This is a genomic window from Pseudomonas sp. WS 5021, from assembly GCF_012985535.1.
Classification (GTDB): domain Bacteria; phylum Pseudomonadota; class Gammaproteobacteria; order Pseudomonadales; family Pseudomonadaceae; genus Aquipseudomonas.
Genome location: NZ_JAAQWP010000010.1, coordinates 14,847 through 38,482, shown reverse-complemented (window position 1 = coordinate 38,482; position 23,636 = coordinate 14,847). Strand labels below are relative to the sequence as shown.

Here is a 23,636-nt window from a genome sequence, read left to right as displayed (position 1 = left end):
CAATGCACCTTACAGGTTCATGCGACCGACCACAGGGATGTGGTCACTACGGGCCCCGGCACTTGTGTCGGGGCCCGTTTTATTGTGGCGGGGAATACATATTTGCCGATTTTGGAGATCAAATGTGGGAGCTGGCTTGCCTGCGATGACGGCGTATCAGTAGTAAGCAGGCTGGCTGACCCACCGCCATCGCAGGCAAGCCAGCCCCCACACTTTGCACTTATGGTGCCCGGTAGTTACTCGGCATCCAGGTGCATTGGCGTAACAACCCGGCCATCTTTCTCTGCCTGCCCAAGGTTGGCATCAATGAAGTACACCCGGTCATCTTCCAGCTGGCCCTTGTCGACCAGATAGTCTTTGATCGTGCTGGCGCGGTCCTGGCCCAGTTGGCGTAGCAGCACGTCACTGGCGCTCCAGAACTTGATCACGCCGTCACGCAGCTTCGACGAGCGCTCATCGCTACCCAGGTTTTTCCACTCGGCCGGTGGCTGTTGCTTCAAGCGAGTGCGGTAGATGCCTTCGAGCAGCGGGGCTTTTTCCTTTTCCGGTACTTCGAGCAACGATGCCTGGGCCGGGACTTTATCGCCACGGCGCTGGAGTATCTTGTAGTAGTTGTACTGATACTCGCGCTCAAGCCGCTCGGCAGCCAAGAACGGGCCGTCACTGCTGGCTGCCGCGGTGCCTTCGATCTCCAGGCGCAGGGCAGGGCGCTCCTTGAGGGCCTTGGCGAGGCTGTCCAGGGCCGACTCGGCGTCCTTGTTCAGGGCGCTGGAGCCTGCGGCGAACGACACGTTGCCAAGATCCTGCGCGCCACCACCCGTCACCAGCCCGCCAATGAACTTGAACGGCGCCGTCGCCGCGCGTACCACCAGGTTGCGCAGGGTTTGCCAGACAATCGGCATCACGCTGAATTGTGGGTTGTTCAAGTCGCCGGTCACCGGCAATTCGATGGAAATCTTGCCGTCGGTGTCCTTGAGCAGGGCAATCGCCAGGCGAATCGGCAGGTCCACCGCGTCCGCACTGTCGACTTTCTCGCCCAGTTGCAGTTGCTCCACCACTACCTTGTTCTCGGCCTTCAACTGGCCTTTGGTGATCACGTAGTGCAGGTCCAGGTTGAGCCGGCCCTTGCGGATACGGAACCCGGCGAACTTGCCCGAGTAAGGTGTCAGGGTGGTCAGTTCGACGCGTTTGAAGCTGGTGGCGATATCCAGTGCGGCCATCGGGTCAAACGGGTTCACGCTGCCCTTGATGGTTACCGGCGCATAGCGATCGACCTTGCCCTTGATATCGACGCTGGCCGGCTTGGCCTGGCGGCTGTCGATGGTGCCGATTTGGCCATTGAGTTGCTGGATCGCCGTGGCGAAGTTCGGTGTCAGGCTGAAGTCGGCAAAGTTGGCCGAGCCATCATTGATCGCGATCTGGCCGATACGGATGCCCAGGGGCTTCTCGTTGCTCGCGCTGGATTTGGCCGTCGATTTGGCACCGCTGTCGGCCGGCTGTGGGATCAGCAGGTCATCGACGTTGGTGGTGCGGTCATCGTTGATCATAAAACGCGCATAGGGTTGCAGCAGGTTGATCTTGTCGATCGACAGGCTGTTGCCGTGCTGGTAGTTCAAGCCCTCGACCACCAGGCGCTGCCACTTGAGGAAGTCACGGGTCTTGAGAGTATCGAGGGTGTGCAGTTGGTCCACTTGCGCGCGGCCGGTGATCTGCAGCGCAAGGGGCTCGGTACTCTTGAGGTTCACGTCCAGGTTGCTGCCGAGCATGCCGCTACGCAGTTCCAGGCGGATAAAGGGGCTGATATAGGACTGGGCAACCCGCAGGTCGATATCCTTGGTGTCGACCTTCAGCTTGGCGCTGACCGGGTTCAGGTTGACCTGGCCGCTCGCCTGGATCTTGCCCTGCTTGCCCAGGCCACTGTCGATCTTCAGCGTGAAGGGGCTTTGATTGAGGCTGTCGAAATCTTGTACATCGACATTCAGCGGGCCCAGCTCCAGTGCTACCGCAGGTTTTACCTGGCGATCAGCCAGATGCACCTGGTAGTTGCGCAGTTGCACATCCTTGAGCAGCACTTGCCAAGGCTTGCTCGGTGCTGTCGGTTCGGGTTTTGGCGAGTCGGCCGTGGCGGGAGCGCTTGCTGGCTCAGGCTGGGTGGCCGGCTTGCTCGGCTGGCTGGCGAACAGTTTCTGCCAGTCCAGTTGGCCGTCGGCTTCGCGGGCGGCCCAGGTTTCGAGCTTGTTACTGCGGATCTTGCCCACGATCACTTGCTGCTTGGCCAGGTCGATCGAGGTTTCGCTGACATCCAGGCGCTCCAGGCGCGCCAGTGGCCGGCCATCCGGGGCCTTGATCGCAAAGGGTGCGATGCTCGCGGAGACGTTGGTCAGGTTCAGTTCGGTTTCTTTGGCCAGGTTCAGCTTGTAGTCGGTGCTGAAGTTGAGGATGCCGTCTTCCAGGACCAGAGGCACGGCGTCCCGTACATAGGGCCACCAGACTTTCATCTTGCCATCCGTGACCTTGAGCTTACCCTCGGAGGCGATCGGCACCAGGCTGAAATTACCGGTCCAGTCGATCTGCCCACCCTCGGGGCCGGCGGCGACCAGGGTCATGTCGGCGTTGTCTTCGGGCAGGGTGCTGAGGTTTTTCAGTTCGAAGTCGAGTTTGTCGTAGAGAAACTCGATAGGTTCGCTGGGGCGCACATCTTCGAAGTGCACGTAGCCGCCCGCCAGCTTGATGCGCTCGATGCGCAGCGGGAACGGTTTGCTCTCGGGGTCATCGGGCGTCGGTTCGCTCGGCGGCAACTTGAACAATTGCGCCAGGTTGAGCGCACCGGCTTTGTCGAAGAGGATTTCGGTCTTCGGCTTGTCCAATTGCACATCGGCCAAGTGCAGGGCGCGAGTCCAGAGGCTGTCGATCTGCAGGTTGGCGTAGAGGCGATCAAAGCCCACCTGTTCCTTGCCCGGCTCACCGATTTTCAGGCCCCAGAGGGTTAGCTCCAGGCTGAACGGGTTGAGTTCGATACGCTCGATACGGGCCGGCACGGTGGCGTAGTTGGCCAACTGTTGGTTGGCCACGCGAAGCGCAATACCGGGCAAAATCAAAAAGCCCAGCAAGCTGTAGAGTGCAAGGGCGGTCAGCAAGGCGCCTGCGGCGCGAATCAATCCTTTGGGCATGGGTGACGCCATCTATGTCGATCAAGAGTGCCTTGGAGTATGGCACGGGTTTACGGTTCCGAAGAACCGAGCCTTTATTACGCCAGTCCAGGCCTTTCAGGGCAATCCTACAGCTGCAGGATCAGGGTCTTCAGAGGAGGCTGCTGGTCTTGTGAGGGAAAGTCAGCGCCGGGCGTCATCACTTTCCAGTCGCGTACCGGCCTGCCGGCCTTTTCAGCGCAACGCAAGACCTGCTCGCGCCAATCATCCATGCTGACTTTTGCCAGGTTGTTGCAGCAGATCAGCACGCCATTGTCTGCGGTGGCCAGCAGTGCGGGCTTGAGCAGGCTTTGGTAGTCGCGCAGCAGGTCCACGGTGCCAAAGGCGCTCTTGGCCCACGCCGGTGGGTCGAGCAGCACCAGGTCATATTGCCGTTGCTCCAGGCGTGGGTAGCTTGGCAGTTTTTGCCCGCGACGCTGGGTGATCGGCAGCCCGGCCAACTGGCGGATTGCCGGGAAGTAATCGGACTGTACAAACGTCATGGCTGGCAGTTGCGGGTTCAACTCGCCGTTTTCGCGACCGACCGCCAGGTTGCCCTCGGCAAAGTCCAGGTTGCACACCTCACGGGCCCCACCGGCCGCTGCGCTGAGGCCGACGCCGCAGGTGTAGGCAAATAGGTTCAGCACGCTTTTGCCGGCACTGTGCGCCTTGACCCAGCCGCGGGTGTTGCGCAGGTCCAGGAACAGCAGCGGATCCTGCCCGGAGTGGCGACCGCGCACGCGATAGTTCAGGCCCCATTCATGGCCGACCAGGTCTTCCAGGGCTGCGGGTTCGGCGCGGTACACCGTGTCTTCGCGGTCGATACGCGAGTTGCCTCGGGAGCGGTCGTTATAGACCAGCAGCAGTTCCAGCCCCAGGTACTGGTTGATCATCAGGTGCAACTGCAGCAGCGCATCGCTATCTAGCGATTGGTGAAAGCTCTGCACCATCAATTGCGGGCCGTAGCGGTCGATGGTCAAGCCACCGGCACCTTCCTGGCTGCCATGGAACAACCGATAGCAATCGGTGCCTTGGGCATGCAGCTCGGCGAGCAGGTCTTGGCGGTGATCGAGGGCGGCGCGCAGCGCCTGATTCAGGGACGACATGGAGCGCGCCTTGCTGGGGAATTGAAGCGCGCAAGTTTAACAGCTCCTGTGGGCGCCGGCTTGCCAGCGATGGCGGTGGAGCAGGAATCGCTATCGCTGGCAAGCCAGCTCCCACAGGGTGTGTCGTTACAGCAGGCCCATCCGCCTGTGGGCGCGTTGCACCGAGCCATTGCGCATCGCCCAGCGTAGCAGCGGCGCGCTACGCCTGACCCCGGCGCGGATCAACTGGCGTTGCAGCGGGCTTTGCTGCTGCCCCAGCATGTCACCCGCCCAGTCCGGCAGCAGGTCGATGCCGGCTTGCATCATCAGCGCCCCGAACGGCTTGGCCAACGCGCTGGGAGCCGGGGCATCGAGCAACAGGCGCAGTACTTCGCGGCTGCGTTCGTCACACAACAGTTGTGGGCGAATACGTTGCAGATAATCAGATATTTCCTGCCTTGAACGCGGCACATGCCGAGCCCCCAGTTGTTCGGCGACCAGGGCTATCTCGCTGTAGTAGCGGTCCTGGTCCCGAAGTGATAACCCCGGGTTTTTGTAGCGCAGGTGCGCCGCCAGAAAGCTGCTGACTTCGGCGACGTGGACCCAGGTCAGCAATTGCGGATCACTGGCGGCATAGGGACGCCCATCCGGCGCGTGCCCGACCACCTGCAGGTGGATGGTGCGCACTTTTTCGATCAGCCACTCGGCATCGCGGCGCGAGCCAAAGGTGGTGCCGGAAATAAACTGCGACGTACGGCGCAAGCGCCCGAGCATGTCCTGGCGAAAGTTGGAATGGTCCCACACGCCGGCCAGCGCCAAGGGATGCAGCGCTTGCAACATCAAGGCGCTGATGCCGCCGATCAGCATGCTGCTGAAGTCACCATGGACCTTCCAGCTCACCGAGTCCGGCCCGAACAGCCCCGGATCGCCCTTGGGGCTTTCCAGGTCCAGGTTGCCCAGGGACAGGCCCGTGAGGCTCATCAACTGGGATTCGATACGGTTGCGCAGAAATTCCATGGTGGCTTGAGGGTTCCTATCGGTTCAGGCGCTTGTCGATCAAGCCGTCGACCACGCTCGGATCGGCCAGGGTCGAGGTATCGCCCAGGCTGTCGAGCTCGTTGCAGGCGATCTTGCGCAGGATACGCCGCATGATCTTGCCTGAGCGGGTTTTGGGCAAGGCTGGCGCCCATTGGATCAGCTCGGGCTTGGCGAAACTCCCGATTTCCTTGCTGACCAGGTCCAGCAGGTGTTTTTTCAGTTCGTCGCTGGGCTCGACGCCATTCATCGGCGTGACAAACGCATAGATGCCCTGGCCCTTGAGGTCATGGGGATAGCCGACGACGGCGGCTTCGGCCACTTTGTCGTGCAGCACCAGCGCGCTTTCCACCTCGGCGGTGCCGATGCGATGGCCGGAGACGTTGATCACGTCATCGATGCGCCCGGTGATCCAGTAGTCGCCATCCTCATCGCGCCGCGCGCCGTCGCCGGTAAAGTAGTAGCCGGGGTAAGGCTTGAAATAGGTGTCGATCATCCGCTGCGGGTCGCCATACACACTGCGGATCTGCCCCGGCCAGCTGGCTTTGATCGCCAGGACGCCACTGCCGGCGCCGCTGATTTCCTTGCCCTGCTCGTCGAGCAAGACCGGCTGCACCCCAAACATCGGCTGAGTCGCGCAGCCAGGCTTGATGCGCTGGGCGCTGACCAGCGGGCTGAGCATGATGGCGCCGGTCTCGGTCTGCCACCACGTATCGACAATCGGGCAGCGCTGCTCGCCGACGGCATTGAAATACCATTCCCAGGCTTCCGGGTTGATCGGCTCGCCGACACTGCCGAGCAATCTCAGGCTGGCCCTGGACGTGTTCTCCAGCGGGCCATGGCCCTCACGCATCAAGGCCCGCAGGGCGGTGGGCGCGGTGTAGAAAATATTCACCTGATGTTTGTCGATCACTTGCCAGAAGCGCGAGCTGTCCGGGTAACTCGGCACGCCCTCGAACATCAGGGAGGTGGCACCGTTGGCCAGTGGCCCGTACACGATATAGCTATGGCCCGTGACCCAGCCGACGTCGGCGGTGCACCAGAACACTTCGCCCTCGCGGTAGTCGAGCACGTACTTGAAGGTCATTGCCGCTTGCAGCAGATAGCCGCCGGTGGTGTGCAGCACGCCCTTGGGCTTGCCGGTACTGCCGGAGGTATAAAGAATAAACAGCGGGTCTTCGGCGCCCATCGGCTCGGGCGGGCATTCGCCGCTGGCCGCGTCCACCGCCTGTTGATACTTGAGGTCGCGCCCCTCGGTCCAGGCCACTGCGGCGCCGGTACGCGCTACCACCAGCACCGTCGTGACATTCGGACAACTGGCCAGGGCTTTATCGACATTCTGTTTCAGTGCCACCGGCTTGCCGCCGCGTACACCTTCGTCGGCAGTGATTACCGTGCGGCAGTCGGCATCCAGAATGCGATCGCGCAGGGCATCCGGTGAGAACCCGCCAAACACCACCGAGTGCACCGCGCCAATTCGCGTGCAGGCCAGCATTGCGTAGGCGGCCTGCGGAATCATCGGCATGTAGATACACACCCGGTCGCCTTTCTTCACGCCACGGCTTTTCAGCACATTGGCCAGGCGGATGACGTTTTGATGAAGTTGGCGGTAGGTGATTTTGGACGATTTTGCAGGATCGTCGCCTTCCCAGATAAAGGCCGGCTGATCGGCACGTTGCGCCAGGTGCCGATCAATGCAGTTGTAGCTGACGTTCAACTGGCCGCCGGCAAACCACTGTGCGGCGCCGGTGTGGATATCGCAGTGTTGGACGGTTTGCCAGGGCGTGATCCAGTCGAGCAGCGCCTTGGCCTGTTCGGCCCAGAAAGTATCGGGGTGTTCGATGGATTGCCGATAGAGGCGCTGGTAGTCCTCTTGACTGAGTTGCGCAGCCCGGCGCACGGCATCGGCATGGGGAAACTGGCTGATATCGAACATTAGGGATCCCTCTTCTTGTTATAGATACAAGAGTTCAAGGCTGGTCCCTGTGGGGGCTGGCAAGCCAGCTCCCACAGGGGGCGCTTGTGCAGGTTCAATCCCTGATTGTAGTGCCGATCACATCAACCGCGGTGACGACCACGGAAGTAGTTGATCAAGCCCTGGGTCGAGGCATCGTCGGCCAAGGTTTCCTCGGCGCCTGTCAGGCGGTTGTAGACGCCCTTGCCCAGTTCCTTGCCCAGCTCCACGCCCCATTGGTCAAAGGCGTTGATGCCCCAGATAACGCTCTGCACGAACACCTTGTGTTCATACATTGCCACCAGTGCGCCCAGGCGACGCGGGCTGATCCGCTCGACCACCAGGGTGTTGCTCGGGCGGTTGCCCGGGATCACTTTGTGTGGGGCCAGTTTTTGCACTTCGTCTTCGGCCATGCCTTTGTCACGCAGCTCGGCTTCGGCTTCGCTGCGGGTCTTGCCGAGCATCAAAGCTTGGCTCTGGGACAGGCAGTTGGCATACAGCCACTGGTGATGGTCGGAGACCGGGTTGAAGCTGACGATCGGCACAATGAAGTCGGCCGGGATCAACTGGGTGCCCTGGTGCAGCAACTGGTGGTACGCGTGCTGGCCGTTGCAGCCCACGCCGCCCCAGATAACCGGGCCGGTATCGGTGGAAACCGGCGTGCCGTCCTGGCGTACGCTCTTGCCGTTGGATTCCATGTCCAACTGTTGCAAGTGCTTGGTGATGTTACGCAGGTAGTGGTCGTACGGCAGGATCGCGTGGCTCTGTGCGCCCCAGAAGTTGCCGTACCACACACCCAGCAGGCCCAGCAGCACCGGCATGTTTGCCTCGAACGGCGCGGTCTGGAAGTGCTGGTCCATGGTGTAGGCACCCGACAGCAGTTCCTTGAAGTTGGACATGCCAATGGCCAGGGCGATCGGCAAGCCGATGGCCGACCACAGCGAGTAACGGCCGCCGACCCAGTCCCACATCGGGAAGATGTTCTCTTCACGGATACCGAAGGCCACGGCTGCCGCGTTGTTGCTCGACACGGCGATGAAGTGGCGATACAGCTCGGCTTCGGAGCCGCCCTGGGCCAGGTACCAGGCGCGGGCGGCCTGGGCGTTTTTCAGGGTTTCCAGGGTGTTGAAGGACTTCGACGAGACAATAAACAGCGTGGTCTCGGCGCGCAGCTTCTGGGTCAGTTCGTGGAACTCACTGCCGTCGATATTCGCCAGGTAGTGGCAGCGCACGCCTTTATGGGCGTAGGACAACAGTGCTTCAGAGACTAGCTCCGGGCCGAGGAACGAACCACCGATGCCGATGTTGACCACGTCAGTGATCGGCTTCTCGGTGTAGCCGCGCCACAGGCCGTCGTGGATGCGGCCTACCAGGTCGGTGATCTGGTTCAGCACCTTGTGCACGTCGGGCATGATATTGGTGCCGTTGACCGACAGCTTGTCGCCCACCGGACGGCGCAATGCGGTATGCAGCGCCGGGCGCCCTTCCGAAGAGTTGACCGGCTCGCCGTCGAACAGCGCCTTGATTGCGCCCTTGAGGTCGACTTCGTTGGCCAGGCCCACCAGCAGGTCGCGGGTTTCAGACGTAATCAGGTTTTTCGAGTAGTCGAGGAACAGTCCGCAGCTGCTCAAGGTGAACTGGCCAAAGCGCTGGGGATCGGCATTGAACGCTTCGCGCATGCTGAAATCCTGCATGGCTTGGCGGTGTTGATTGAGCGCTTGCCAGGCGGGCAGAGCGGTAACGTCATGAGGAGTGCGGTAATACGCCATCGCTGCGGGTTTCCTTTTTATTACTGGGACTACTTTTGGGACACTTGAATGTCCGGAACGTCCGACTTTTATCAAGCAGGCACTGAGAAACGGCGGGTTCCGGTCGAATGCGTCAACGCCAACACTAGCGTCGGGCGATTACATTAAACCTAGCGTGTCGATATGTCTTGGCTTTGTCTGCGTACAGGCCGGTACTTTTTTATACTGGGGCCTGGGAGGCGCTACAAACCGAATGTGGGAGCGGGCTTGCCCGCGATGGTGGTGGGTCAGCGACAACTACATCGACTGACAGTCCGCCATCGCGGCGATGCGGCGACCCGACAAGCCCGCCCCCACATGAGGATATTGCCAGGCTTAAACGCTGAGGTTGAGGTGCAGGTTGTCGATCAACCGGGTCGCGCCTAGGTACGCGGCGACCAGGATCACCACATCACGATCCTCGGCGGTTGCCGGGCGCAGATGCTGGCCCTGGCGAACTTCCAGGTAGTCTATGCGCAGGCCGGCGGCCTCGATGTGTTGGACCTGCTCGGCCCGCAGCTTGGCGAAGTCGCGGTCGCCATTCTCAATGGCAGTGGCGATATGACTAAGGCTGCGGAACAGCACCGGGGCGATGGCGCGCTGCTCTTGCGTCAGGTAACCGTTGCGCGAGGACAGCGCCAGGCCGTCCTCGGCGCGCACGGTGGGTTCGCCAATGATCTGGATCGGCATGTTCAGGTCGCGCACCATGGCGCGGATCACCGCCAGTTGCTGGTAGTCCTTTTGCCCGAACACCGCCAGGTCAGGCTGGACCATGTTGAACAACTTGCTCACCACCGTCGCCACACCCTCGAAGTGCCCCGGACGGCTGGCGCCGCACAGGCCTTCAGACAGTTGTGGCACGCTGACCCGGGTCTGCACGGTCATGCCGCCTGGGTACATTTCGTCGACCGTGGGTGCGAACAGCAGGTTGCAGCCCGCCACCAGCAGCTTTTCCTGGTCGGCGGCGAGGGTGCGCGGGTACTTGTCCAGGTCTTCGCCGGCGCCAAACTGCAGCGGGTTGACGAAAATGCTCGCCACCACGAAGTCGGCTTGCTCGGCGGCGCGGGTCACCAGCGTGGCGTGGCCCGCATGCAGGTTGCCCATGGTTGGCACGAAGCCGATGCGCTTACCGGCGCTGCGCGCGTGAGTGACCGCGGCCCGCAGTTCGCGCAGGGTTTTTACGGTGTTCATGCAGAGAATCCGTGTTCGGTGCCTGGGAAGGTGACGGCTTTGACTTCGGCGACATAGGCACCCAGCGCGGCGTGGATGCTGTCCTGGCCCGCCATGAAGTTCTTCACGAACTTAGGTGCGCGGCCGGTGAGGTTCAGGCCGAGCATATCGTGCAACACCAAGACCTGGCCGTCGGTAGCGCTGCCGGCGCCAATACCGATGACCGGGATTTTCACCGCCTGGGTGATTTCTGCGGCCAGTTCGCTTGGCACGCATTCGAGCAGGATCATTGCCGCGCCGGCCTGCTCAAGGGCGATGGCATCGGCGCGCATCTGCCGCGCCTGGGCTTCATTGCGACCCTGGACCTTGTAGCCACCGAGGATATTCACCGACTGCGGTGTCAGGCCCATGTGCGCACACACCGGCACGCCGCGTTCGGCCAGCAGGCGGATCGACTCGGCGAGCCATACGGCACCTTCCACCTTGATCATATGTGCCCCGGCCTGCATCAGCTTGCCGGCATTCTGGAAGGTCTGCTCAAGCGTTGCGTACGCCATGAACGGCAGATCGGCGATGATGAACGCACCCTCGTTGCCGCGCTTGACGCTGGCGGTGTGGTAGGCGAGTTCATCGGTGGTGACCGGGAGGGTGCTGTCATTCCCTTGAAGAACCATGCCCAGGGAGTCGCCCACCAGTAACACCTCGACGCCGGCCTGGCAGCAGGCCTGGGCGAAGGTGGCGTCATAGCAGGTCAGCATGGCGATTTTTTCACCCTTGAGTTTGAGGCTCTGCAAGGTGGTCAGGGTAATGTCTGGCATGAAAAGGGTCCTCGTTCAGGCGCTTGGAAACAGCGAGTAACGCGCGTGAGTCTTCGTTTATACAGGCGCACTTTCTTCAGAGCAGTGCTTATAAGGCCTGGATTGCGCCCTTCAGCGCCGGGTTGGCGGCAGCGGGACGCCTATAGTCGTGAGGAGGACTCTGGAAGTCAATTGGATGTGTTACCGCATTGTTACGAGGTAGGTGTTACCGCTGTTACTGATGCGATTCAGCAGGCTGTAATGCTTTTTGGCTGGCGCTGAGGATCAATGTAGGAGCTGGCTTGCCTGCGATGGCATCACCGCGGAGTGTCAGGCAGACTGCGGTGATGCCATCGCAGGCAAGCCAGCTCCTACAGGGATTGAGGCAGGCGTTCCAGGCCGACGAACGGGCATCCGGCGAGCAGATCACTGAGTAGACGGCCGTCAGGCAGTTGCAAAGTGGCAGGCGCCAGTTCGGCAAGTGGATACAGCACAAACGCGCGCAGATGCATTTGATAGTGCGGCACCTTGAGGCGCGGCTCATCAATCAGGCGATCGCCAAACAGCAGGATATCCAGGTCCAGCGTGCGTGGGCCCCAGCGTTCAAGGCGTTCGCGGCCCTGGTCGTTCTCGATGGCTTGCAGCGCATCCAGCAGATCCAGTGGCGCGAGGGTGCTGTCCAGCGCCGCCACCGCGTTGGTGTAGCGCGGCTGGCCAGGAAGCAGGGAATCGCTTTGATAGAAGGCAGAAACACCGACGAGTGTGGTGTTCGGCAACTGCGCCAACGCCTCGATGGCGTTGCGCAATTGCTGCTGCGGGGCAGCGAGGTTGCTGCCCATGCCGATGTAGATCCGTTCCACCGTGCTTATTCGCCCGAGGTATCGGCGGCACTGCGCTTGCGCTTGCTGCCACTGCTGCGGCGGCGCTTTTTCGGCCCCTCGCCCGTGGTTTCGCCTTTGCTGCTCAGTTCACGAATCATCTCGCGACGTTCGCTGTCATTGGCGTCCTGATAGTCGGTCCACCATTCGCCCAGGCCATCGGTCTGTTCGCCGGCGCTTTCGCGCAGCAGCAGGAAGTCGTAGCCGGCACGGAAGCGCGGGTTGTCCAGCAGCAGGTCGGCGCGTTTGCCACTGCGACGTGGCAGGCGTTCCTGCATGTCCCAGATCTCGCGGATCGGCATGGTGAAGCGCTTGGGGATCGCGATGCGCTGGCACTGTTCGGCGATCAGTTCGTGCGCAGCTTCCTGCATTGCCGGAATCGGCGGCATGCCACGGTTCTGCAGGCGCAGTACCCGGGCGGGCAGCGCCGGCCAGAGCAGGGCGGCAAACAGGAACGCCGGGGTCACCGGTTTGTTCTGTTTGATCCGCAGGTCGGTGTTGATCAACGCTTCACTGATCAGCGTGTGGGTGTACGTCGGGTTGTGCTCCAGTGCATCGGCGCTGGCCGGGAACAATGGGTCGAACAACTGCAGGTCCACCAGCATTTCGAACGTGTCGGCGGCATGCCCGGAAAGGAACAGCTTGAGCACTTCCTCGAACAGGCGCGCCGAGGGAATTTCCCGCAGCATCGGTGCCAGTTCGCGAATCGGCGCGGCTGTATGTTTCTCAATGCCGAAGTTCAGCTTGGCGGCAAAACGCACGGCCCGCAGCATGCGCACCGGGTCTTCCTGATAGCGCTGCGTGGGGTCGCCGATCAGGCGAATCAGGTGATTGCGAATATCGTGCACGCCGTTGGCGTAATCGAGGATGCGCTCGCTGACTGGATCGTAATAGAGGGCATTGATGGTGAAGTCGCGGCGTTGCGCGTCTTCTTCCAGGGTGCCGTACACATTGTCCCGTAGGATGCGTCCGCTTTCGTTGCGGGAAGACTGGTTGCTGTCTTCCTCTTCATCGTTTTGCGGGTGGCCCGCGCGGAATGTCGCAACTTCGATGATTTCGCGACCAAAGTGGATATGCACCAATTTGAAGCGCCGGCCGATGATCCGCGCGTTGCGAAACTCGGCACGCACTTGTTCAGGCGTGGCGCTGGTGGCGACGTCGAAATCCTTGGGGGTGATGTTGAGCAACATGTCGCGCACGCAACCGCCGACCAGGTAGGCCTGGTAGCCGGCGTTCTGCAGGCGTTCGACGATGTTCACCGCATAACGGCTGAACTGGGCGCGCTGCAGCGAATGTTGATTGCTGTTGAGCACTTCAGGCGTGCTGCGAATGTGTTGCGTACGACGCAAGGGGGAACGGAATGACTGGAACAACTTCTTCAGCATGGGATGCACTGTTTGAAGGAATGTTCGGCCATAACGAAGAATGACCGCATGATGGGCCGGGATTCTAGCATTTAGTCAGGGGATGGTGTAGGAACTAGCTGCAAGCGTTGAGCCAGATGCTTAAAAAAGCCGGCGTGGCGCTCAAATCGCAGAAACTACAAGGGGAGCCGAAGCTCCCCCAGAAAGTAGTTGCGTGCTCTATTTTTATTATTGATTTCGGGCTTCTTGTTTTTGTTGATCGCCCTCGCCATGACATTTCACCTTCATGACACTCCCAATCGGGAGTCAAGAGCAAACGGATTGCTTTGGTCGCTGTGTTGCTATGATCAATGATCCAACCAGTTCAGGCTCTGCCTTAGGGCAGTTTTTGTTGTTCTCGGCCTGGTTGCGGGGCAAGCCCCAAATGCAACGCCTCTCCAAAAGAATCAGTTAGCTGCGCCTCCGCCGTGTTGTTTTTATTGTGCGTGAGTCGATTCGTCTTATTTTTATTGTGTGTGTACGGTGCTTTTTATTGTTCTTGTACTAAGCATATAGCAGGGTGCGTGCCAACTTTTGCGAGCCCCAGCAAAATCAGGGGTTTGACCGGTTCATGGGTGTTTGGCGGGCGAAAAAAAGCCGGGGCTTCGTTACCGTAAGCCCCGGCTTTTTGTTACGTGAATATCTGAGGTAACAGTTTTTTCACGTTTGGGGTGTTACCCAATGTGAGTTGATCTCAGCTTTCACTGGCAACCCCGGTCTTGCGCCGTGGAATGCCCAGGCGCTGGCGCCGCTCCCACAGGCACTTGCGGCTGACGCCCAGTTTGCGCGCCAGCTCGGTCTCGGTCATATGGTCCTGGTGCTCCAGGACGAAGTGCTGGAAGTAGTCCTCCAGGGACAAGTCTTCTGTGGGCTCGTGGCTGGTGTTACTGCCGCCCTGTTGTGGTGCCAGGCCAATGAAGTCGTCATCGTCCAGGTCGCTCAGTTCGATATCGATGCCCAGCAGCTCAGCGGAGATCTGCGGGCTCTCCGAGAGAATCACTGCGCGCTCCACGGCGTTTTCCAGCTCGCGCACGTTACCTGGCCACGAATAGTGGCGGATGGCCTGTTCGGCGTCGGCCGCAAACGTCAGGTCGGTACGGTTGACCCGCGCGCTCTGGCGCAGCAGGAACGCATTGGCGATCTCGTTGACGTCGGCGCCGCGTTCGCGCAGGGCCGGCAACTTGAGGGCAATCACGTGCAGGCGGTAATAGAGGTCTTCACGGAACTGGCCGATTTTCGCCAGGCTTTTCAGGTCACGGTGAGTCGCGGCGATCAGGCGCACGTCGACTTTTTGCGACTGTACCGAGCCAACCCGGCGAATCTCGCCTTCCTGCAGCACACGCAGCAGGCGGGCCTGGGCTTCCAGGGGCAGTTCACCGATTTCGTCGAGGAACAGCGTGCCGCCGTCCGCCGCTTCTACCAAGCCTGCGCGTCCGGCGCTGGCGCCGGTAAAGGCCCCTTTTTCGTGGCCGAACAGTTCGGATTCGATCAAGGATTCGGGGATCGCTGCACAGTTCACCGAGATCATCGGGGCCTTGGCGCGCTTGGACAGGTTGTGCAGGGCGCGGGCCACCAGTTCCTTGCCGGTACCGGACTCGCCCTGGATCAGGACATTGGAGTCAGTGGGCGCCACCTTGCGGATCTTGACGTACAGGTCCTGCATGGGTGGGCAGGAGCCGATGATGCCAATTTCGCCATTGCTGTTGTCGACGCCGGGTTTGTCGCTGGCGGCCTTGCCGGCCGGCCGTTCCGCCGGTGCGCTGCTGGCCGACTGGCGGTCACGCAGGATACGCGCCACCGCCTGGAGCATCTCGTCGTGGTCGAAAGGCTTGGCGATGTAGTCCACCGCGCCCATCTTCATCGAGTCGACGGCCGAGCGCAGGCTGGCATAGCTGGTCATGATCAGCACCGGCGTGCCCTGGCCCAGCTTGATCAACTCGGTGCCCGGTGCGCCGGGCAGGCGCAGGTCACTGACGATCAGGTCGAATGTGGGAATGCTGAAACGCTCCTGGGCTTCCTGCACCGAGCCGGCTTCGCTGACCTGGTACTGATTACGTTCAAGCAGGCGACGCAAGGCAGAGCGGATAATGGTTTCGTCTTCGACGATCAAAATGTGCGGCATTGATTCAATTCTCTCGACGGTCTCAGTTCACAGCGGACGTCGCTTCGACATGACGCGGCAAGGTCACCCGAATACGGGTGCCGCGTTGGCTTTCGGTGTCAGCCGGGCTGTCGATGGTGATTTGTCCATAATGCTCTTCAACGATGGAATAGACCAGTGCAAGGCCCAGACCGGTACCTTCACCCGGATCCTTGGTGGTGAAGAAGGGTTCGAACAATCGGTCCATGATGTTCTGTGGAATACCGCTGCCTTCGTCTTCGACGATCAGATCGACCGTGTGCTCGAAAGCCTCGCTCTTGACCCTTACCGCACTGCCGGCGGGGGTCGCGTCGCGGGCGTTGGACAGCAGGTTGATCAGCACCTGGGCCAGGCGTTGTGAGTCGCCCACCACCCAGTGTTCCGGGTCGCACAAGTTATAGAACTGTACTTCGAAATTGCGCCGGTTCAAGGCCAGCAGCCCAATGGCATCCTGGGCGACTTCAGCCAGGCACACCGCTTCGTCATGATTCTGGTGGCCGCCGGCGTGGGCAAAGCTCATCAGCGATTGCACGATGCGTGAGACACGTTTGGTCTGCTCGAGGATCTGCCCGCTGATCTCGGTGATTTCGTCGTCTTCCTCGCGCTCCTCGCGCAGGTTCTGCGCCAGGCACGCGATACCGGTGATCGGATTGCCGATCTCGTGGGCCACGCCGGCCGCCAGGCGGCCGATACTGGCCAGGCGCTCGGAGTGCACCAGCTTGTCTTCGAGCATCTGGGTTTCGGTCAGGTCTTCGACCAGCAACACCAGGCCGCTGTTACCGGGGGCCAGGGGCTCGTCGATCGCTGCCTTGTGCAGGTTCAGCCAGCGGGTCTGGCCGTCGAGGGCCAGGTGCTGTTTGTGCAAGTGCTCGTCTGGCAGGTTGATAAACCCTTGCAACAATTCTTTCCACGGATCGGCGATGGTGGTCAGGCGCGAGCCCACCACGCGCTGGGCGGCGATGCCGGTCAGCTCCTCCATGGCCTTGTTCCACATCAGGATCTCCTGGTCCTTGGCCAGGGAGCACACGCCCATGGGCAGTTCCTGCAAGGTCTGGCGGTGGTAGCGGCGTAGGGCGTCGAGTTCGGCGGCAAGGCCGGTGAGGCGCGAGTGGTAGTCCTCCAGCCGGCTCTCGATAAAGTGGATGTCTTCGGTGACATAGTTCTCGCCGCCGGCCTTGTACGGCAGGAAGGTCTCGACCATGTCCTGGGACACGCTGGGGCCCATCAACCCGGAAAGGTTGGCCTCGATGCGGTCACGCAGGCGGCGCAGGGCGTAGGGACGGCGCTCGTCGAACGGCAGGTACAGATCGCGCAGCGCCTGCTCCACTTCCTTTTGCGCGGCCTTGGCACCCAGGGGCTTGGCCAGTTGCGTGGCAAACTCCTGGGGCGAGGCGGCATGCAGTTCGCGGCGTTGCGGACGGCGCACGTTATCCACCGCGCATGCCTCGGCGGCGCTGGTTTCTTCGGGGCTGGCGTTGGTGAACAGGGAAATCAGGGTGAACATCAGCACGTTGGCCGCCAGCGAGGCGATCGCTGCCATGTGCCAACTGGTGTCGTCGAGCACGTAGATCATGTTCAGCAGCGGGATATAGAAACCCTGCAGATTACCGACCAGCGGCAGCAGCATGGTCACCAGCCATACCAGGATCCCCGCCAGCAACCCGGCGATAAACCCACGCCGATTGGCTGTCGGCCAGTACAGCACCGACAAAACCCCCGGCAAGAACTGCAAGGTGGCGACGAAGGCCACAATGCCCAGGTTGGCCAGGTCTTGCTCGGCCGCCATCAACAGGTAGAAACCATAGCCGGCCATGATGATCGCTACGATCAGCGCCCGGCGTGTCCATTTCAGCCAGCGGTAGATATTGCCTTCGGCGGGCGGCTGGTACAGCGGCAGCACCAGGTGGTTGAGGGCCATGCCCGACAGCGCCAGGGTGGTGACAATGATCAAGCCGCTGGCCGCCGACAAACCGCCGACATAGGCCAGCAAGGCCAGGGATTTACTGTTGGCGGCGATGCCGATACCCAGGGTGAAGTATTCCGGGTTGGTGGTGGCCCCCAGTTTCAGGCCGGCCCAGAGGATCAGCGGCACTGCCAGGCTCATCAGCAACAGGAACAGCGGCAGGCCCCAACTGGCGCTGACCAGCGAGCGCGGGTTGAGGTTCTCGGTAAAGGTCATGTGGTACATGTGCGGCATGACGATGGCGGAGGCAAAGAACACCAGCAACAGCGTGCGCCATGGGCCTTCTTGCAGCGGAGTGTGCAGGGCGGCGAGGGCGGTCTGGTTTTGCAGCAGCCACAGCTCCAGTTGTTGCGGACCGTCGAACACGCCGTACAGTGCATAGAGGCCGACGCCACCGATGGCGATCAGCTTGATCACCGACTCGAAGGCAATTGCAAACACCAGGCCTTCGTGCTTTTCCCGGGTGGCGATATGCCGCGAGCCGAAAAAAATCGTGAACAAAGTGATCAGCGCACAAAAGCTCAGGGCCACCCGATGCTGTACCGGCTCATGGGTGAGAATGCCGATGGAATCGGCCACGGCCTGGATTTGCAGGGCCAGTAGCGGCAGCACGCCGATCAGCATGAAAATCGTGGTCAGCGCGCCGGCCCAGGTGCTGCGAAAGCGGAAGGCAAACAGGTCGGCCAGCGACGACAGTTGGTAGGTGCGGGTGATTTTCAGGATCGGGTACAGCAGCACCGGCGCCAGCAGGAAGGCCCCGGACACCCCGAGGTAGCTGGAAAGAAACCCATAACCGTATTGGTAGGCCAGGCCCACCGTGCCATAGAACGCCCAGGCGCTGGCATAGACGCCCAGGGATAAGGTGTAGGTCAACGGGTGGCGAATGATCGCCCGCGGGATCATCCCGCGCTCACTGATCCAGGCCACCCCGAACAGCGCGGCCAGGTAGGCGGCGCTGATCAGCAGCATCTGGGTCAGGCTAAAGCTCATCGGCATCTTTTTGGCTCTGCAGGATGAAGGTCACGACGATCAGGATCAGCCACAGCAGATAGGGGCGATACCAGGCGCCCGTGGCGTCGATCCACCAGTCCATGATGGCGGGAGAAAACAGGTAGATCCCGACGACCAGCAGCAGGACCAATCGATAGATGTACATGTTGGCCTCTGATTGAAAAACTGCGGCGATGTTAACGGATGGCTGGCAGGCTGCAAGCGCCTTCAGCGCAATTGCGCTTCGGCCAGGGTCAGTGTGCGCGGGATCCGGCTGGCATCCCAGTGCTGGATGCCCCAATCGAGCAGTTCCCGTGGGCTGGCGTAGAGCAGCTCATCCCCCGGCACCTGGCCGAGGGCGCGCAGGGCCCTTAAGAGCAAAGGTGCGGCCTGGTCGGGGATCAGCGGTGGGGAGCGGTAGGATTTGCCCAGCTTGTTGCCGTCCGGCTGGATGATCAGCGGCACATGCAGGTAGCGCGGCTGGCGCAGGCCCAGCAGCTCTTGCAGGTACAGCTGGCGTGGCGTGGAGTCCAGCAGGTCGGCGCCGCGCACGATATCGGTGACACCTTGCCAGGCATCGTCGAGCACCACGGCCAGTTGGTAGGCATACAGGCCGTCGCGACGGCGGATGATGAAGTCGCCGACATCGCGGCCCAGGTGTTGTCGGAACTCGCCCTGTACACGGTCAGTAAAATGGTATTCCAACTCGGGAGCCCGTAGGCGAATGGCGGCATCCTGCTGGTCGTGGCCGGCGTTGCGGCAGAGGCCTGGGTAAATGCCGTTATACGGTTCCAGTTGCTTGCGTGAACAGGTGCAGGCGTAGGCCAGGCCATGGTTGAACATATCGTTCAGGACTTTGGCGTAGGCATCATGCCGCTCGCTTTGTCGGACCAGTTCGCCGTCCCATTCAAAACCATAGCTTTCCAGGGCATGCAGGATCGCCGCCTGGGCGCCCGGCTCTTCACGGGGTGGGTCGAGGTCTTCCATGCGCATCAGCCAGCGGCCTTGATTGGCGCGGGCGTCGAGATAGGAAGCGAGGGCTGCAACCAGGGAGCCGAAGTGCAAATGGCCGCTGGGCGTGGGGGCGAAACGCCCGATATAGGGAGAGGCTGTCATGGCCAGGATATTACTGGAAAACCGCCAAACTCCAGAAACAAAAATGGGGCGTTTGCACGCCCCATTCGTCCAGCCCGGCAGGGATTACTTGCCGACCTGTTTTTCCTTGATTTCGGCTAAGGTCTTGCAGTCTACGCACATGTCTGCAGTAGGACGGGCTTCCAGGCGACGAATACCAATCTCGACGCCGCAGGATTCGCACCAGCCATATTCTTCGTCTTCGATCAGTTGCAACGTCTTGTCGATTTTCTTGATCAGCTTGCGCTCGCGATCACGGGCGCGCAGTTCAAGGCTGAACTCTTCTTCCTGGCTGGCACGGTCGGCCGGGTCAGGGAAGTTGGCTGCTTCGTCCTTCATATGGTCAACGGTACGGTCGACCTCCTGCATCAAGTCCTGTTTCCATTTTTGCAGGATCTTGGTGAAGTGCTTGCGCATGGGCTCGCCCATGTACTCCTCACCCTTCGTCTCGATGTAGGGTTCGAAGCCGCTGATGCTCTGTTGCTTTGCTTGGGTGGACATGAATAGACCGCCTCTCACTCTTCTAATCCATTGCGCAGGATTGCAACATCACCGACACCTGCCGGCCCTGCGGCTGCAAGCGGGCGAACTTACCAGATAGATTCGGGGTGCGCCACTCCCGGTTGTCGAGGCCCGTCGCGCCGGGGTTGCAAACTGCTGCGACCCGCCGTGGCCGGGCATACACCGTCTGGAATGATGATTTTAGTCTTTTTGCAGGCGCTTGCCCGGCTCATCACGCCAGCCGGGCAGGCAATAGAACATGTTTTACCTCGCGGGTTCGGTAGAATCCCGATTTTGTCCTCATTGTTAAGGAAGGCTAATGGCTCAGCCCTACAGTGCTCGCAGTCGTGCTATCGAACCTTTTCATGTCATGGCGTTGCTGGCGCGGGCCAATGAGCTGCAGGCCGCTGGCCATGATGTGATTCACCTGGAGATCGGCGAGCCGGACTTCACCACCGCCGAGCCGATCATCCAGGCCGGCCAGGCCGCACTGGCCAACGGCAAGACCCGCTACACCGCCGCCCGTGGCCTGCCGGAACTGCGCGAGGCCATCAGTGGTTTCTACCAGCTGCGTTATGGCTTGAGCATCGACCCCGAACGCATCCTGATCACACCGGGCGGCTCCGGGGCCTTGCTCCTGGCCAGCAGCCTGCTGGTGGATCCCGGCAAACATTGGTTGCTCGCGGACCCAGGCTACCCCTGTAACCGGCATTTCCTACGACTGGTGGAGGGCGCGGCGCAACTGGTGCCGGTCGGCCCCGAGGTGCGTTACCAGCTGACCGCCGACCTGGTGGAGCGCTATTGGGACCAGGACAGCGTGGGGGCGTTGGTCGCCTCGCCGGCCAACCCGACCGGGACCATTCTGACCCGTGATGAACTGGCCGGCTTGTCCGGGGCGATCAAGGCCCGCAATGGCCATCTGGTGGTGGATGAGATCTATCACGGCCTGACCTATGGCACTGACGCGGCCAGCGTCCTGGAAGTGGATGACGAGGCGTTTGTCCTAAACAGTTTTTCAAAGTATTTCGGCATGACCGGTTGGCGCCTCGGCTGGCTGGTGGCGCCCCCCGCTGCGGTGGGTGAGCTGGAGAAGCTGGCGCAAAACCTGTACATCAGCGCACCGAGCATGGCCCAGCATGCGGCATTGGCCTGTTTTACCCCGCAGACCCTGGAGATCCTTGAAGAACGACGGGCCGAGTTCGGGCGCCGGCGTGACTTTTTGCTGCCGGCCCTGCGTGAGCTGGGGTTCGGTATCGCAGTCGAGCCTGAGGGGGCGTTTTACCTGTATGCCGATATCAGCGCCTTTGGTGGCGATGCCTTCGCGTTTTGCCGGCACTTTCTTGAAACCGAGCACGTGGCATTCACGCCAGGGTTGGATTTCGGTCGCTTCAAGGCGGGTCATCATGTGCGTTTTGCCTACACACAAAACCTCGATCGCCTACAGGAAGCAGTGGAACGCATTGCCCGTGGCTTGCGGAGCTGGCAAGGCTGATGCGCTTTCATCCTCCCCTCGAAGAAGGTCGGCTGATTCGCCGCTACAAGCGTTTTCTGGCCGATATCGAAACCGTTACCGGCGAGTTGCTGACCATTCACTGCCCCAACACCGGCTCAATGTTCAACTGCATGATCGAGGGCGGGCCGGTCTGGTTCAGCCGCTCCAACGACCCCAAGCGCAAGCTGCCGGGCACCTGGGAGATCGCGCAGACCCCACAGGGCCGCCTGGCGTGCGTCAACACCGCGCGAGCCAACCCGTTGGTTGAAGAGGCGTTGAATGCTGGGGTGATCACTGAGCTCAACGGCTTTACCGCGTTAAAGCGTGAAGTGCCCTACGGCCAGGAGAAAAGCCGGATCGACTTTCGCCTGGACTACCCCGACGGCGCGGCCTATGTCGAAGTCAAAAGTGTCACCCTGGGGTTTGACGGCACGCCAATCGCGGCGTTTCCCGATGCAGTGACCCAACGTGGTGCCAAGCATTTGAGGGAGTTGGCGCACTTGGCCCGTAACGGTGTACGAGCCGTGCAGTTGTACTGTGTGAATGTGTCCGGCATCGATGGCGTAAGGCCGGCCGAGGAGATCGATCCCGGGTATGCCGCTGCACTGCGTGAAGCCAAGTCCGCTGGGGTGCAGGTCCTGGCCTATGGCGTGAATGTCAGTGCACAGGAAATCTGCATTGATCGCCCTTTGCCCGTGCTGCTCAACGACTAGAGTTGCACCCATAGCCCCTGTGCGTCTTCGCGGCCGGGCAGAGGCGTCAGGCTTTGGCCTGCGCAGGGGCCGGCCACGCATTCGCCGCTTTCGATCAGAAATAACGCGCCGTGGGTGGCGCATTGGATCATGCTCGCGCTGGGGTCGAGAAACCGGTCAGGTTGCCATTCCAGTGGTACGCCGCGATGGGGGCAGCGGTTGATATAGAAATACACTCGGCCTTCGCGGCGCACGGCCAATAACTTGCGGCCATCGATATCGAAGCCGCGGCTGCTGTCTGGGGCCAGTTCGTGGGAGGAGCACAGAAACTTCATAGGTGTTCTCAGGTGGCGCGGGTCAAGGGCTGTGGCGCAATCCGGGGTTTACGGGTAAGCCCGGTGCTTGACGTTCAAATGCAAACAATTATCAAATGCTGGCTTCGCCCGTCAGCTGACTGCGTGCTCAGTACGATGCCAGACGGCCTCACCCTTGGAAGGAAACCCTTTTATGCGCCTGAGTGCCAGCGCTATTGCGCTTGTTGTCGGACTGCTGGTCAACCACGTGGCGCAAGCTGCTGAGCTGCCTCAACGCTGGGTCAGCGCCGGGGGCGCGTTGTCGGAGTGGGTGACGGCCCTGGGCGGAGAGTCGAAGCTGGTGGGCGTCGATACTACCAGCCAGCATCCGCAGTCGCTCAAGGCGCTGCCCAGTATCGGTTACCAGCGCCAGCTGTCCGCCGAAGGGATCTTGAGCCTGCGCCCGCAGATCCTGGTGGGCACCGAGGAAATGGGGCCACCACCGGTGCTGGCGCAGATTCGCAATGCCGGGGTGCAAGTGGAACTGTTCTCCGCGCAGCCGGACCTGCCGACCCTGCAAGGCAACCTGCAGCACCTGGGCAAGCTGCTGGGAGCTGAAGACAAGGCCGCGACACTGTTCAATGCTTATCAACAGCAACTAAACCTGCAAAAAGCGGCCGTGACCCAGGCGCAAACCCGGCAAAAGGCCCCTGGCGTGCTGCTGGTGCTCGGGCATGCCGGTGGCAAGCCGCTGATCGCCGGCAAGGACACGGCCGCCGACTGGGTGCTGCAACAGGCCGGCGGGCACAACCTGGCGACGCACAGCGGCTATAAGCCGTTTTCGGTTGAGTCGCTGGCGGGGTTGAGCCCTGAAGTGCTGGTGTTCTCTGACCGCGCCCTGAGTGGCGAGGCGGCCCGTGCGGCGTTGTTCAAGGAAAACCCGATTCTGGCGAACACCTCGGCGGCCAAGACCGGCCGGGTGTTTGAGTTGGATCCCACCTTGTTGGTCGGCGGCCTGGGCCCACGCTTGCCGGCCAGCCTGCAAATCCTGTCCGCCGGGTTCTATCCCGTTAAAGCCCAAGCCGCCCCATGACCACTCTGGTTAAACCGCGCACCCTGTTTATCGGCTTGAGC

General features: G+C 61.3%; 18 protein-coding genes. 3 read left to right on the top strand and 15 right to left on the bottom strand.

The window, feature by feature from the left end:
- Window positions 1-236: 236 nt before the first annotated feature.
- The 14 genes from HBO19_RS25015 to dksA form a co-directional block, all read right to left on the bottom strand.
- Window positions 237-3,170, bottom strand: a complete 2,934-nt coding sequence (locus HBO19_RS25015) for a DUF748 domain-containing protein (RefSeq protein ID WP_170058509.1) — start codon at window positions 3,168-3,170, stop codon at window positions 237-239.
- Window positions 3,171-3,277: 107 nt separating this feature from the next.
- A complete protein-coding gene (locus tag HBO19_RS25010; RefSeq protein ID WP_170058508.1) occupies window positions 3,278-4,294 on the bottom strand; it encodes a class I SAM-dependent methyltransferase in 1,017 nt (338 codons plus the stop codon).
- Between the two features lie 126 nt (window positions 4,295-4,420).
- Entirely contained in the window at window positions 4,421-5,290 is an 870-nt protein-coding gene (locus tag HBO19_RS25005) for an oxygenase MpaB family protein (protein WP_169955074.1), read from the bottom strand.
- Between the two features lie 16 nt (window positions 5,291-5,306).
- Window positions 5,307-7,244 carry an acetate--CoA ligase gene (acs, locus tag HBO19_RS25000; RefSeq protein WP_170058507.1) on the bottom strand — a complete coding sequence of 646 codons (1,938 nt, stop codon included), beginning with the start codon at window positions 7,242-7,244 and terminating at the stop codon, window positions 5,307-5,309.
- A gap of 122 nt (window positions 7,245-7,366) precedes the next feature.
- Window positions 7,367-9,031: a glucose-6-phosphate isomerase gene (gene pgi / locus HBO19_RS24995; RefSeq protein WP_169955072.1), complete on the bottom strand. Its 1,665-nt coding sequence runs from the start codon at window positions 9,029-9,031 to the stop codon at window positions 7,367-7,369.
- 354 nt (window positions 9,032-9,385) lie between these two features.
- Entirely contained in the window at window positions 9,386-10,240 is an 855-nt protein-coding gene (gene panC / locus HBO19_RS24990) for a pantoate--beta-alanine ligase (protein ID WP_170058506.1), read from the bottom strand.
- Window positions 10,237-11,037: a 3-methyl-2-oxobutanoate hydroxymethyltransferase gene (panB, locus tag HBO19_RS24985; RefSeq protein WP_169955070.1), complete on the bottom strand. Its 801-nt coding sequence runs from the start codon at window positions 11,035-11,037 to the stop codon at window positions 10,237-10,239. The genes panC and panB overlap by 4 nt, the downstream gene beginning before the upstream one ends.
- A 350-nt stretch (window positions 11,038-11,387) precedes the next feature.
- Window positions 11,388-11,876, bottom strand: a complete 489-nt coding sequence (gene folK, locus HBO19_RS24980) for a 2-amino-4-hydroxy-6-hydroxymethyldihydropteridine diphosphokinase (RefSeq protein ID WP_170058505.1) — start codon at window positions 11,874-11,876, stop codon at window positions 11,388-11,390.
- Between the two features lie 5 nt (window positions 11,877-11,881).
- Window positions 11,882-13,279: a polynucleotide adenylyltransferase PcnB gene (locus HBO19_RS24975; RefSeq protein ID WP_169955068.1), complete on the bottom strand. Its 1,398-nt coding sequence runs from the start codon at window positions 13,277-13,279 to the stop codon at window positions 11,882-11,884.
- 712 nt (window positions 13,280-13,991) lie between these two features.
- Window positions 13,992-15,419, bottom strand: coding sequence for a sigma-54 dependent transcriptional regulator (locus HBO19_RS24970; protein ID WP_029298946.1), 1,428 nt, complete (start codon window positions 15,417-15,419; stop codon window positions 13,992-13,994).
- 22 nt (window positions 15,420-15,441) lie between these two features.
- Window positions 15,442-18,396: a sensor histidine kinase gene (locus HBO19_RS24965; RefSeq protein ID WP_169955066.1), complete on the bottom strand. Its 2,955-nt coding sequence runs from the start codon at window positions 18,394-18,396 to the stop codon at window positions 15,442-15,444.
- Window positions 18,380-18,556: a hypothetical protein gene (locus HBO19_RS24960; protein ID WP_003176118.1), complete on the bottom strand. Its 177-nt coding sequence runs from the start codon at window positions 18,554-18,556 to the stop codon at window positions 18,380-18,382. The genes HBO19_RS24965 and HBO19_RS24960 overlap by 17 nt, the downstream gene beginning before the upstream one ends.
- Window positions 18,557-18,618: 62 nt before the next feature.
- On the bottom strand, window positions 18,619-19,506 hold the full coding sequence (gene gluQRS / locus HBO19_RS24955) for a tRNA glutamyl-Q(34) synthetase GluQRS (RefSeq protein ID WP_170058504.1): 888 nt from the start codon (window positions 19,504-19,506) through the stop codon (window positions 18,619-18,621).
- Between the two features lie 84 nt (window positions 19,507-19,590).
- A complete protein-coding gene (gene dksA / locus HBO19_RS24950; RefSeq protein ID WP_029298940.1) occupies window positions 19,591-20,025 on the bottom strand; it encodes an RNA polymerase-binding protein DksA in 435 nt (144 codons plus the stop codon).
- 319 nt (window positions 20,026-20,344) lie between these two features.
- Here dksA and HBO19_RS24945 point away from each other — a divergent pair, with 319 nt between their 5' ends.
- Window positions 20,345-21,517 carry a pyridoxal phosphate-dependent aminotransferase gene (locus HBO19_RS24945; RefSeq protein WP_170058503.1) on the top strand — a complete coding sequence of 391 codons (1,173 nt, stop codon included), beginning with the start codon at window positions 20,345-20,347 and terminating at the stop codon, window positions 21,515-21,517.
- On the top strand, window positions 21,517-22,230 hold the full coding sequence (gene sfsA, locus HBO19_RS24940; RefSeq protein ID WP_170058502.1) for a DNA/RNA nuclease SfsA: 714 nt from the start codon (window positions 21,517-21,519) through the stop codon (window positions 22,228-22,230). Before HBO19_RS24945 ends, sfsA begins: the two co-directional genes overlap by 1 nt.
- Here the strand turns inward: sfsA and HBO19_RS24935 are convergent.
- Window positions 22,227-22,544, bottom strand: coding sequence for a Rieske (2Fe-2S) protein (locus HBO19_RS24935; RefSeq protein ID WP_169955062.1), 318 nt, complete (start codon window positions 22,542-22,544; stop codon window positions 22,227-22,229). The two genes, sfsA and HBO19_RS24935, sit on opposite strands and share 4 nt — an antisense overlap.
- A 172-nt stretch (window positions 22,545-22,716) precedes the next feature.
- Between HBO19_RS24935 and HBO19_RS24930 the strand changes: the two genes are divergently transcribed.
- Window positions 22,717-23,595 carry an ABC transporter substrate-binding protein gene (locus HBO19_RS24930; protein WP_170058501.1) on the top strand — a complete coding sequence of 293 codons (879 nt, stop codon included), beginning with the start codon at window positions 22,717-22,719 and terminating at the stop codon, window positions 23,593-23,595.
- Window positions 23,596-23,636 lie beyond the last annotated feature (41 nt).

Coding starts and splice junctions, on each gene's coding strand:
- HBO19_RS25015 (WP_170058509.1), bottom strand. CDS start 3,170: ATGCCCAAAGGATTGATTCGCGCCGCAGGCGCCTTGCTGACCGCCCTT.
- HBO19_RS25010 (WP_170058508.1), bottom strand. CDS start 4,294: ATGTCGTCCCTGAATCAGGCGCTGCGCGCCGCCCTCGATCACCGCCAA.
- HBO19_RS25005 (WP_169955074.1), bottom strand. CDS start 5,290: ATGGAATTTCTGCGCAACCGTATCGAATCCCAGTTGATGAGCCTCACG.
- acs (WP_170058507.1), bottom strand. CDS start 7,244: ATGTTCGATATCAGCCAGTTTCCCCATGCCGATGCCGTGCGCCGGGCT.
- pgi (WP_169955072.1), bottom strand. CDS start 9,031: ATGGCGTATTACCGCACTCCTCATGACGTTACCGCTCTGCCCGCCTGG.
- panC (WP_170058506.1), bottom strand. CDS start 10,240: ATGAACACCGTAAAAACCCTGCGCGAACTGCGGGCCGCGGTCACTCAC.
- panB (WP_169955070.1), bottom strand. CDS start 11,037: ATGCCAGACATTACCCTGACCACCTTGCAGAGCCTCAAACTCAAGGGT.
- HBO19_RS24975 (WP_169955068.1), bottom strand. CDS start 13,279: ATGCTGAAGAAGTTGTTCCAGTCATTCCGTTCCCCCTTGCGTCGTACG.
- HBO19_RS24970 (WP_029298946.1), bottom strand. CDS start 15,419: ATGCCGCACATTTTGATCGTCGAAGACGAAACCATTATCCGCTCTGCC.
- HBO19_RS24965 (WP_169955066.1), bottom strand. CDS start 18,396: ATGCCGATGAGCTTTAGCCTGACCCAGATGCTGCTGATCAGCGCCGCC.
- HBO19_RS24960 (WP_003176118.1), bottom strand. CDS start 18,556: ATGTACATCTATCGATTGGTCCTGCTGCTGGTCGTCGGGATCTACCTG.
- gluQRS (WP_170058504.1), bottom strand. CDS start 19,506: ATGACAGCCTCTCCCTATATCGGGCGTTTCGCCCCCACGCCCAGCGGC.
- dksA (WP_029298940.1), bottom strand. CDS start 20,025: ATGTCCACCCAAGCAAAGCAACAGAGCATCAGCGGCTTCGAACCCTAC.
- HBO19_RS24945 (WP_170058503.1), top strand. CDS start 20,345: ATGGCTCAGCCCTACAGTGCTCGCAGTCGTGCTATCGAACCTTTTCAT.
- sfsA (WP_170058502.1), top strand. CDS start 21,517: ATGCGCTTTCATCCTCCCCTCGAAGAAGGTCGGCTGATTCGCCGCTAC.
- HBO19_RS24935 (WP_169955062.1), bottom strand. CDS start 22,544: ATGAAGTTTCTGTGCTCCTCCCACGAACTGGCCCCAGACAGCAGCCGC.
- HBO19_RS24930 (WP_170058501.1), top strand. CDS start 22,717: ATGCGCCTGAGTGCCAGCGCTATTGCGCTTGTTGTCGGACTGCTGGTC.